This window comes from Kitasatospora sp. cg17-2 (genome assembly GCF_054031055.1).
Window position 1 is genome coordinate 918201 of the sequence record NZ_CM132923.1, and the last position, 11961, is coordinate 930161.

An 11961-nucleotide genomic window follows, 5' to 3' on the forward strand; every position below is an offset into this window, starting at 1 on the left:
GGGCCGCGCGGAGTGCGCGGGGCGCGCCGGGTGCGCCGGGTGCGCCGGGTGTGCGGTCCGTTGCCCCGGTCACGCGGATCCCAACTGCCGGTCGATGTAGTCGAACACCTCGTCGTCGCTGGCCGCCTCGATCAGGTCGGGGGCGAGGTCGTCCGCCTCGCCCGCGGGGCGGACGGTGGTGACCGGTGTCCCGCCGGGCAACGGACGGGACAGCACTTCCCTGATCCGGGCGGCGAGTTCCTCGCTGACACCGTCCGGCGGCAGGGCGTCGAGCAGGGTCTCCAGGGTGTCGAGCCCGGCCCGGACCGCCGAGTCGGCCGTCGGGCGGGCGTCGCCGGCCCGCTCGGCGAGGTGGCGGGCCAGGGCCTCCGGGGTGGGGTGGTCGAAGACCAGCGCGGCCGGCAGCCGCAGCCCGGTCGAGGACATCAGCCGGTTGCGCAGTTCGACCCCGGTGAGGGAGTCGAAGCCGACGTCCTTGAACGGGCGGGCCGGGCGGATCAGGTTCGGCGAACTGTGGCCGAGCACCGCTGCGGCGTTGCCGCGCACCAGGTCGAGCAGGGTCCGGTACAGCTCGGCCTCCGGCAGTTCGGCGAGCTGCCGCGCCATCGAGGGCGCCGGTGCCGCGGCGGAGGCGGCGCCGGTACGGGCGGGGCGGACCAGGCCGCGGAGCACGGCGGGCAGCCGGTCGTCCGCCCGCAGCACGGACGGGGCGATCCTGGCCGCGAGCCGGTAGGCGTACGGGGAGTCCAGGGCCGCGTCGAACAGGGCGAGGCCCTCCGCCGAGGTCAGCGCGCCCGCCCCGGCGCCCCGGCCCGCGGTGACCGCGGCGGTCATCGCGCTGCGCTCCTCCCACAGGCCCCAGCCGATGGACAGGCCGGGCAGCCCCTCGGCCCGGCGTTCGGCGGCGAGGGCGTCCAGGACGGCGTTGGCGGCGGCGTAGTTCGCCTGCCCGGCCGCGCCGAACTGGGCGGCGCCCGAGGAGAACAGGACCAGCGCCGCGAGGTCGAGGTCCCGGGTGAGCTCGTGCAGGGCCAGCGCCGCGTCCGCCTTGGGCCGCAGGACGCGGTCGAGCCGGTCCGGGGTCAGCCCGGCGACCGTGGCGTCGTCCAGGACACCGGCCGCGTGCACGACGGCGGTCAGCGGGTGCGCGGCGGGCACCGACCCGAGCAGGGCGGCGAGTTCGGCGCGGTCGGCGACGTCGCAGGCCGCGACGGTCACCGATGCCCCGAGCCCGGTCAGTTCCCGCACCAGCTCCGGCATGCCGTCGGCGGACCCGCCCCGGCGGCCCGCCAGCAGCAGGTGCCGGACGTCGTGCGCGACGACCAGGTGCCGGGCCAGGAGCCGCCCCAGGGTGCCGGTGGCCCCGGTGACCAGGACGGTCCCTTCCGGTTCCGGCCGAGCGGGCAGCAGCAGGACGTTCTTGCCCACGCCCCGGGCCTGGCCGAGCGAGCGCAGGGCGGCCGGAGCCTGCCGGACGTCCCAGCCGGTGACGGGCAGGGGGCTCAGCACTCCCTGCTCGAACAGGCCCAAGACCTCGGCGAGCATCTCCCCGATGCGCTCCGGACCGGCCTCCATCAGGTCGAACGCCCGGTAGCGCACCCCGGGGTACTGCCGCGCGACCGCCTCGGGGTCGCGGACGTCGGTCTTGCCCATCTCCACGAACCGGCCGCCGTTCGGCAGCAGCCGCAGCCCGGCGTCGACGAACTCCCGCGCCAGACTGTCGAGTACGACGTCGACGCCCCGCCCGCCGGTGGCGGTCAGGAACGTCTCCGCGAAGTCGGTGGTGCGGGACGAGGCGATGTGCCCGTCGTCCAGTCCGCCGGCCCGCAGGACGTCCCACTTGGCGGGGGAGGCGGTCGCGAACACCTCCGCACCGGCGTGCCGGGCGAGCTGCGCCGCCGCCATGCCGACCCCGCCGGCCGCGGCGTGGACCAGGACCGATTCCCCGCGCCGCAGTCCGCCGAGATCGAACAGACCGTAGTAGGCGGTGAGGAACACCACCGGCACGGACGCGGCGCGGGCGAAGGACCAGCCCGCGGGTATCCGGGCGACGGTGCGGCGGTCGGCGACGGCGGTCGGGCCGAACGCGCCCCCGAAGATCCCCATCACCCGGTCCCCCGGCACCAGGTCGTCCACGCCCGGGCCCACCTCGACGACGGTTCCGGCGCCCTCGCTGCCCAGGCCCTGCTGTTCGGGATCGGGGTCCAGGCCGAGCGCGGCGATGACGTCGTGGAAGTTCAGCCCGGCGGCGCGCACCGCGATCCGCACCTCGCCCTTGCCCAGCGGGGCGAGGGCGTCGGGAGCGGGCTCCGCCACGATGTCCTCCGCGGCGCCCCGGCCGTCGGTGGTGAGCCGCCAGGCGGTGCCGTCCGGCAGGGACAGCGTGCCGTCCGGCCGGCCGCCGCGGACCAGCCGCGGCAGCAGCGGCGGGCCGGTCCGCAGCGCCAGCTCGGGTTCCCCGGCGGCGAGCGCCGCGGGCAGGGCGTCCGCCGGCAGTGCGTCCGCCGGCCCGCCGGTCCCGGGCGTGTCGACGAGGACGAAGCGCCCCGGGTGCTCGGCCAGCGCGCTGCGCACCAGGCCCCACAGGGCGGCCTGGGCGGGATCGACGGGACGGTCGACCGGGCCGGTACGGACCGCGTCCCTGGTGAGCAGGGCCAGCCTGGCCGCGCCGAACCGCTCGTCGGCCAGCCACTGCTGGACGAGGGCGAGGCCCTGGTGCGCGGTGGCGCGGACCCGGTCGGCGGGGTCGGGCAGGTCGGCGGTGGCGACGGCCGCCACGATCACCTCGGGGAGGGCGGCGCCCGCGGCGAGGGCGGCCCCCAGGGCGTCGAGGTCCTGCCACGACACCGCGCCGGGGACGGCGCCGCCGAGAGCGGCCCAGGTGGGCACGGCGCTGTCGGCCGGGTCGGTGGCCGGGGCCCAGTCGAGGCGGTACAGCAGGTCGGCGTGGGCGGTCGCGGAGAGCGGCCCGCCCGCGGCCGGAGGCCGCAGCAGCAGGGCCTCCACGCCGAGCACCTGACGTCCCGACAGGTCGTGGGCGTGCAGGGTCACCGCGTCCGGCGCGTCCGCGGCGAGCCGCACGCGCAGCGTGGTGGCCCCGGTGGTCCCGCCGGTCACACCGCTCCAGCTGAAGGGCAGCCGGGCCCGGCCGTCCTGGTCGGGCAGCAGCGCGGCGCTCTGGAGGGCCGCGTCCAGCAGCGCGGGGTGCAGCACGCACCCGGCGGCGTCGGCGTGCTGCGGCTCCGGCAGCACCACCTCGGCGAACACCTCGCCGCCGCGGAGCCAGGCGGCGCGGATACCGCGGAAGGCGGGGCCGTAGTGGTAGCCGGCCTCGGCGAAGCGCTCGTAGAGGTCGCCGGTGTCCACGGGTTCGGCACCGGACGGCGGCCAGCTCAGCAGACCGGCCGCGCCTTCGGACCGGTCCCCGGCGGGCCGGGGTACGAGAGTGCCAGTGGCGTGCTCGGTCCAGGGCGTGTCGGCGTCCTGCGCCGTCCGGGCGAACACGCTGAGCCCGCGCCGGCCATCGCCGTCGGGCGCGGCCACCCGGAGCTGCAGGTGGACGGCTCCCTCGGCCGGGAGCACCAGCGCCGATCCGAGGGTGAGTTCCTCGACCACCGGGCAGTCCGCCTCGGCCCCGGCACGCAGCGCGAGTTCGAGGAAGGCCGTGCCGGGGAGGAGGACGACGTCCGACACCGCGTGGTCGGCGAGCCAGGGGTGGGTCCGCAGCGAGATCCGGCCGCTGAGCAGCAGTTCGTCGGAGTCCGCGACCTGCACCGCCGCACCGAGCAGCGGGTGCCCGGTCGTGGCGAGACCCGCCGAGGCGACGTCCCAACTCGTGGTCGGAACGTCGAGCCAGTAGCGGGTGCGCTGGAAGGCGTACGTCGGCAGTTCGACGCGCCGCGCCCCCGGGAACGCACCCGACCAGTCCACCGCCAGTCCGCACTCCCACGCGCGGCCCACCGCACGCAGCACCTGGTCCACGCCGCCCTCGCCGCGGCGCAAGGTCCCCAACACTGCGGCATCCGCACCGGCAGCCTCCACCGACTCCCCCACCGCCACCGACAGCACCGCGTGCGGGCTGGACTCCACGAAGAACCGGAACCCCTCCCCCAGCAGCGTCGCCGTGGCCGTCCCGAACTCCACGGTCTCCCGCAGGTTGCGGTACCAGTACTCGGCGTCCAACTCCTTCGTGTCCAGCCACTCGCCCGTCACCGTCGAGAAGAACGGCACCGAAGCGGAGAGAGGGGCGATACCTTCCAGATCGGACAGCAGCTGCTCGCGGATCTCCTCCACGTGCGCGGAGTGCGAGGCGTAGTCCACCTCGATCACCCTCGCCCGCACACCCTCGCCCACCAGGGCGTCCACGAGTGCCGTCACCGCGTCGGCGTCGCCCGACACCACCGTCGACGACGGGCCGTTCACCGCCGCCACAGACAACCGGCCCGCCCAGGAGGCGATCCGCTCCCGTGCCACGTCCACCGGCAACGGCAGCGACGCCATACCGCCCCGACCCGCCAGCACCCTGATCGCACGGGAACGCAGCGCGACCACCCGGGCGCCATCGTCGATACTCAGGCCGCCCGCCACACAGGCCGCCGCGATCTCACCCTGCGAGTGACCCACCACGGCGTCCGGAACGACACCGAACGAACGCCACACCTCAGCCAGCGACACCATCACTGCCCACAGCACCGGCTGCACCACATCCACCCGCGCCAACAACGCCTCGGAATCCAAAGCCTCCGTCAACGACCAGTCCACGTACGGCGCCAGAGCCCGCTCGCACTCCGCCATCCGCCCCGCGAACACCTCCGACCCGACCAACAGCTCCGCAGCCATCCCCACCCACTGCGAACCCTGACCCGGGAACACCAACACCGAACGGCCGGAAACCAACCCGCCGCCGGCCACCCCGGCACCCTGCGACAGCGCGGTCAGGCGCTCGGCAAGGTCCTCCTCCGTGCCCACCAGCACCGCCCGGTGCCCCAGCGCGCTGCGGCCCGTGGCCAGCGAGAAGGCCACGTCCGCGGCGCGGACGCCCGACCCGTCCGCGATCCGGGCCGCCAGTGCCGCGGCCTGGGCGTCCAGCGCCTCCGGAGTGCGCGCCGAGAGGAGCAGGGGGACGGCGGCGGGTACGGTCTCCGGCGTCCAGGGCCCGTCGACGATCGGGTCCGCGGAGGCTGTCGGGTCGGCCGGGGCCTGTTCGAGGATGACGTGGGCGTTGGTACCACTGACGCCGAAGGAGGACACTCCCGCACGTCGCGGGTGTCCCGTCTCGTCCCAGGCCCGGGCCTCCGTCAGCAGTCGGCCGGCTCCCGCCGACCAGTCCACCTCGGGCGTCGGACCGTCCACGTGCAGCGTCTTCGGCATCACCCCGTGCCGCAGGGCGAGCACCGACTTGATGACCCCCGCCACACCGGCGGCGGCCGAGGCGTGTCCGATGTTGGACTTCAGTGAACCGATCCACACCGGACGGTCCGCCGGACGGTCCTGACCGTACGTCGCCAGCAGCGCCTGCGCCTCGATCGGGTCGCCCAACCGCGTCCCCGTACCGTGCGCCTCCACCACGTCCACCTCGGACGCCGTCAGCCTCGCGTCCGCCAACGCCGCCCGGATCACCCGCTGCTGCGACGGACCGTTCGGCGCCGTCAGACCATTGCTCGCACCGTCCTGGTTCACCGCCGAACCACGCACCACCGCCAGCACCGGATGCCCCAGACGCCGCGCGTCCGACAACCGCTCCACCAGCAGCATGCCCGTGCCCTCACCGAAGGCCGTCCCGTCGGCCCCCGCGGCGAAGGACTTGCAGCGGCCGTCCGGGGCGAGTCCGCCCTGTCGGCTGAACTCGACGAACAGTTCGGGGCTGCACATCACGTTGACGCCGCCGGCCAGGGCCATCGAGCACTCGCCGGACCGCAGCGCCCGCACCGCCAGGTGCAGGGCCACCAGCGAGGACGAGCAGGCCGTGTCCACGGTGACCGCGGGGCCTTCCAGGCCGAAGAAGTAGGCCAGGCGTCCGGAGACGATGCTTCCCGAGTTGCCGGTGCCGAGGAATCCTTCGACGTCCTCGGGGATGTGGGGCAGCAGCCGGGCGGCGTAGTCCTGCTGCATCAGGCCGACGTACGTGCCGACCGGGGCGCCGCGCAGGGTGGACGGGTCGATGGCCGCGCGCTCGAAGAGTTCCCAGGTGGTCTCCAGGAGCAGCCGCTGCTGCGGGTCCATGGCCAGGGCCTCGCGCGGCGAGATGCCGAAGAACTCGGCGTCGAAGTCGGCCGCGTCGTGCAGGAAGCCGCCGTGCCGGGTGACGGAGGTGCCGACGCTGTCGGGATCGGGGTCGTAGAGCGTCTCCGGGCTCCAGCCCCGGTCGTCGGGGAACTCCGAGATGCCGTCGCGGCCCTCGGCCAGCATCCGCCACAGGTCCTCGGGCGAGCGGACACCGCCGGGGAGGCGGCAGGCCGCGGAGACGATCGCGATCAGGTCGTCGTCCGCGTCCCGGTTCCGGTAGGCCGGAACCGCCGGTACGGCCGCGGCCGTTGCCGTGCCCGCTTCCGTGTCCGTGAGTCCGGCGGCCAGGAAGTCCGCGAGCGCCGCCGGGGTCGGGTGGTCGAACACCAGGCTGGCGGGAAGCCGCAGGCCGGTGGCGGTGTTCAGGCGGTTGCGCAGGTTCACCGAGGCCAGGGAGTCGAATCCCAGTTCACGGAAGGCCCGTCCGGGGTCGAGGGTGTCCGGGGAGGCGTGGCCGAGGACCGCTGCCGCGTGGGTGCGGACGAGTTCGACGAGCAGCCGGGTCCGTCCGGTGCCGTCGAGGGCCGCGAGGCGCAGGCGCAGGGCGTTGTCCTCGGCCCTCGCCTCCGCGGCCGTGGCCGCCCGGCGCGGCGGTGTGCGCACCAGGCCGCGCAGCAGCGGCGGCAGGGTGCCGTCCGCCGCCGCGGACCGCAGGGCCGCCGTGTCGAGGCGCATCGGGACCAGGGCGGCCGTGTCCACGGTGAGGGCGGTGTCGAAGAGCGCGAGCCCCCGCTCGGTGGAGAGCGGCGGCATCCCGGACCGGGCGAGGCGCCGTACGTCGTCCTCGTCCAGGTGTCCGGTGAGCGCGCTGGGCTGCTCCCACAGGGTCCAGGCCAGCGACTGGCCGGCCAGCCCCGCCGCCCGGCGCCGGACGGCCAGGGCGTCGAGGAAGGCGTTGGCGGCGGCGTAGTTGGCCTGCCCGGGGCCGCCGAAGGTGCCCGCGGCCGAGGAGAAGAGCACGAAGTGCGTGAGGTCGAGGTCGCGGGTCAGTTCGTGCAGGTGGAGGGCGGCGTCGACCTTGGGGCGCAGCACGGCGTCCACCCGTTCGGGGGTGAGCGCGGTGACGACGCCGTCGTCGAGGGTGCCCGCGGTGTGGACCACGGCGGTCAGCGGGTGCGCGGGCGGCAGGTCCGCGAGGACCGCGGCCAGGGCCGCCCGGTCGGCGGCGTCGCAGGCGACGACGGCGGTCTCGGCTCCCAGCGCGGCGAGTTCGGCCCGCAGTTCGTCGGCTCCGGCGGCGGCCGGGCCGCCGCGGGAGAGCAGGAGCAGGTGCCGGACGCCGTGCCCGGTGACCAGGCGGCGGGCGACGTGGGAGCCGAGCAGCCCGGTGCCGCCGGTGATCAGGACCGTGCCGTCCGGGTCGAAGGCCCGGACGGGCGCTGCCGCGTCGTCCGGGAGGTCCGGGTCGTTCCTGAGGACCCGGACCAGCCGGGGTACGCGGACGTCGCCGCTCCGGACCGCGGTCTCCGGTTCTCCCGAGGCGAGGGCCGCGGCGACGCCCGGGGAGGTGCCGTGCTCGGCGTCGAGGTCCGAGTCCGGGTCGAGGTCGAGCAGGGCGAAGCGCCCGGGGTGTTCGGACCGGGCCGAGCGGACCAGGCCCCAGAGCGCGCTGTGCGCGGGGTTGCGGACGTCCTCCCCGTCCGCGGCGCCGACCGCGCCCCGGGTGGCGAACACCAGGCGCGAGTCGGCGAAGCGGTCGTCGGCGAGCCAGGTCCGGACGTCGGCGAGGGCCTGGTGCACGGTCGCGCGGACCGCCTCGGCCGGTCCGGCCGCGGCCGCGGGTTCCGCGCGGGCGAGCAGGACCGTCCCGGGCACCGGGGCTCCGGCGTCGACGGCGGCCAGCAGCGTGGCCAGGTCCGCGGTGCGGTGGACGGGTGCGCCGCTGCCGCGCGGGGGCGCGGTGACCCACTCCGTCGTGTAGAGGTCCTGGTGGCGGCGGCCCAGGGGGGCTCGGTCGGCGGCGAGGCCGACGGCGCCGGCGGGCCGCAGGACCAGCGCGTCCACGGTCGCCACGGGGGCGCCGGTCGCGTCGGCGACGGCGAGTGTCACCGCGTCGGGTCCGGCCGGGGCGAGCCGGACCCGGATCGCGTCGGCGCCGGTGGCGTGCAGGGTCACGCCGTTCCAGGAGAACGGCAGCCGTCCCTCGGGGTGAGCGTCCGCGCCGGGGGTGCCGGGCACGCCGGTGGCGTGCAGGGCCGCGTCCAGCAGGGCCGGGTGCAGGCCGAAGCGGGCGGCCCCGGGCACGGGCCCGGCGGGCACGACGGCTTCCGCGAACAGCTCGTCGTCGCGCCGCCAGGCCGCGCGCAGCCCCTGGAAGGCGGGACCGTAGGCGAATCCGGCCGCCGCGAAGCGGTCGTAGAGCCCGTCCAGGTCGAGGGGTTCGGCGCCGGCCGGCGGCCAGGGCATCGGCCCGTCGGCCCCGGCGCCGTTCACGCCGTTCGCGCCGTGCACACCGTCCGTGCCGTCCTGGGCCAGGACGCCCTCGGCGTGCCTGGTCCACCCGTCGTCCTCGGGGTCGCCGTCGGCGGGTGTGTCCGGCCGGGAGTGCAGGCTGAGCGGGCGGTGGCCCCGGGAGTCGGGGGCGCCCACGGTGAGGCGCAGCACGGTGCCGCCGTGTTCGGGCAGCACCAGGGGGGCTTCGAGGGTGAACTCCTCGACCCGGGGGCAGCCGACGCGGGCTCCGGCCTGGAGCGCGAGTTCCAGGAAGGCGGTGCCCGGGAGCAGTGCCCGGCCGCCGACGGCGTGGTCGGCGAGCCACGGGTGGGTGCGGGCCGACAGGCGGCCGGTGAGGAGCAGGCCGTCGCTGTCGGCGAGGACCACGACGGCGCCCAGCAACGGATGGTCCGCGGGGGTCAGTCCGGCGGAGCCGACGTCGGCGACGGGCGCGGCGCCGTCCTCCAGCCAGTACGGGTCGCGCTGGAAGGCGTAGGTGGGCAGTTCCACCCGGCCGGGGCGTCGGCCGGCGAAGACGGTGTCCCAGTCCGGGGAGACTCCGCTCAGGTGGAGTTCGGCCAGCGACTCGGTGAACCGGCGCGGGCCGCCGTCGTCGCGGCGCAGGGTGCCCACGGCGGTGGCGTCGGCGCCCGCGTCCTCGGCGGTCTCCAGGGCGCCGACGGTGAGGACGGGGTGCGGGCTGCTCTCCAGGAGGACCCGGTAGCCGTCGGCGAACAGGGCGCGGGTCGCCTGTTCGAAGCGGACGGTCCCGCGGAGGTTGCGGTACCAGTAGTCGGCGTCCAGGGCGGTGGTGTCCTCCAGCAGGCCGCCGCTGAGGGTGGAGTAGAACGGGACGGCGGACGGACGGGGGGTCAGTCCGTCGAGCCGGACGAGCAGTTCGGCGCGGATGTCCTCGACGTGGGCGCTGTGCGAGGCGTAGTCGACGGGGATGCGCCGGCTGCGGATGTCCAGGGCCGTCGTCCGGTCGAGGAACGCGTCGAGCGCGTCGGTGTCGCCGGAGACCACGGTGGAGGAGGGTCCGTTGACGGCGGCGACGGAGAGCCGGCCGTCCCAGGGGGCGAGGTGTTCGGCGACCTGTTCGGCGGGCAGGGCCACCGAGGCCATGCCGCCGCGGCCGGACAGGGCGCGGATCGCCCGGCTGCGCAGGGCGACGACCTTCGCCCCGTCCTCCAGGCTCAGCGCTCCCGCCACCACGGCGGCGGCGATCTCGCCCTGGGAGTGGCCGATGACGGCGCCGGGGGTGATGCCGTGGGAGCGCCACAGTTCGGCCAGGGAGACCATGACGGCCCACAGCACCGGCTGCACCACGTCGACGCGTTCGGCCGGCGGGGTGCCGGGGGCGCCGCGCAGGACGGCTTCCAGGGACCAGTCGACGAAGGGCGCGAGGGCGCGCTCGCAGTCCGCGACGCGGGCGGCGAAGGCGGGGGCGGAGTCGAGGAGTTCGACGGCCATGCCGACCCACTGGGTGCCCTGTCCGGGGAACACCAGGACGACTTCGCCGCCGGTTCCGGCGGTGCCGAGGACCAGGCCGGGGGCGGTGCGCCCGGCGGCCAGGGCGTCGAGGCCGGCCCGGAACTCCTCGGGGTGGGTGCCGATCAGGACCGCCCGGTGCTCGTGCGCGGCGCGGGTCGTCGCGAGGGCGTGGCCGACCTCGGCCGGACCGGGCCCGGGGTGGGCGTCGAGGTGGTCGCGGAGCCGGGCGGCCTGGGCGCGCAGCGCTTCGGCGGTGCGTCCGGAGAGCACCCAGGGAAGCACGGCGGGGGCGGCGTCGGGGACGGCGGCGTCGGGGACGGGGGCGGCGGCCTGGTCCAGGACGGGTTCGTCCGCCTGCTCCAGGACGACGTGGCCGTTGGTGCCGCTGACGCCGAACGAGGACACCGCGGCCCGACGCGGCCGTCCGGTCTCGGGCCACGGGGTGTTCGCGGTGACCAGGCGTACCGCGCCCGCGGTCCAGTCGATCTGCGGGGACGGGTCCTGCGCGTGCAGGGTGGGCGGGACGGTGCCGTGCCGCATGGCGAGGACGGTCTTGATGATGCCGCCGACGCCGGCCGCCGCCTGGGTGTGCCCGATGTTGGACTTCAGCGAGCCGAGCAGCAGCGGCTGCCCGTCCGCGCGGTCCTGCCCGTAGGTGGCCAGCAGGGCCTGGGCCTCGATGGGGTCGCCCAGCGGGGTGCCGGTGCCGTGCGCCTCGACCACGTCCACGTCGGCGGGGGTGAGTCCGGCGTTGGCCAGGGCGTGGCGGATGACGCGCTGCTGGGCGGGGCCGTTGGGGGCGGTGAGCCGGCTGCTGGCGCCGTCCTGGTTGACGGCGGTGCCGCGGATCAGGGCGAGGACCGGGTGGCCGTTGCGCCGGGCGTCGGAGAGGCGCTCCAGCAGGAGCATGCCGACGCCCTCGCCCCAGCCGGTGCCGTCGGCGGCGGCGGCGAAGGACTTGCAGCGGCCGTCCCGGGCCAGGCCGCCCTGGCGGCTCATCTCCACGAACGGGACGGGTGTCGACATGACCATCGCGCCCCCGGCCAGGGCCAGGGTGCAGTCCCCGGCCCGCAGGGCCTGGGCGGCGAGGTGGACGGCGACCAGCGAGGAGGAGCAGGCGGTGTCGATGCTGACCGCCGGGCCCTCCAGACCGAAGGTGTAGGCGACGCGGCCGGAGGCGACGCTGTCGGAGCTGCCGCTGCCGATGTAGCCGGCCACGTCGTCGGGGACCTGGCGCAGCCGGACCGCGTAGTCCTGGTACATCACTCCGGCGAAGACGCCGGTCCGGCTGCCCCGCAGGGCCGCGGGGTCGATGCCGGCCCGTTCGAACGCCTCCCAGGTGGTCTCCAGGAGGAGCCGCTGCTGCGGGTCCATCGCGAGCGCCTCGCGCGGGGAGATCCCGAAGAATCCGGGGTCGAAGTGCCCGACGTCGTCGAGGAAGCCGCCCAGGGCGGTGTGGCTGGTGCCCTCGCGCAGTTGTTCCGGGTCGTCCAGGTGGTCCAGGTCCCAGCCCCGGTCGCTCGGGAAGCCGGTGATGGCGTCGGTGCCGTCGGTGACCAGTCGCCACAGGTCCTCGGGGGACCGTACGCCGCCGGGGTAGCGGCAGCTCATCGCGACGACCGCGATCGGTTCGCGGCCCGCTTCCTCGGCCTCGGTGAGGCGCCGGCGGGTGTGGTGCAGATCAGCCGTCACACGCTTGAGGTAGTCCCTCAGCCTGTCGTCGTTCACCATCGGGGGCCGCCGTCCTGG

At 76.1% G+C, this 11961-nt stretch carries 1 protein-coding gene; it reads right to left on the reverse strand.

The annotated features are described in order from the left end of the window. Positions 1-69 precede the first annotated feature (69 nt). Positions 70-11943, reverse strand: a complete 11874-nt coding sequence (locus tag ACW14Y_RS03725) for an SDR family NAD(P)-dependent oxidoreductase (RefSeq protein ID WP_456985853.1) — start codon at positions 11941-11943, stop codon at positions 70-72. Between the last annotated feature and the right edge of the window lie 18 nt (positions 11944-11961).

Coding starts and splice junctions, on each gene's coding strand:
- ACW14Y_RS03725 (WP_456985853.1), bottom strand. CDS start 11,943: ATGGTGAACGACGACAGGCTGAGGGACTACCTCAAGCGTGTGACGGCT.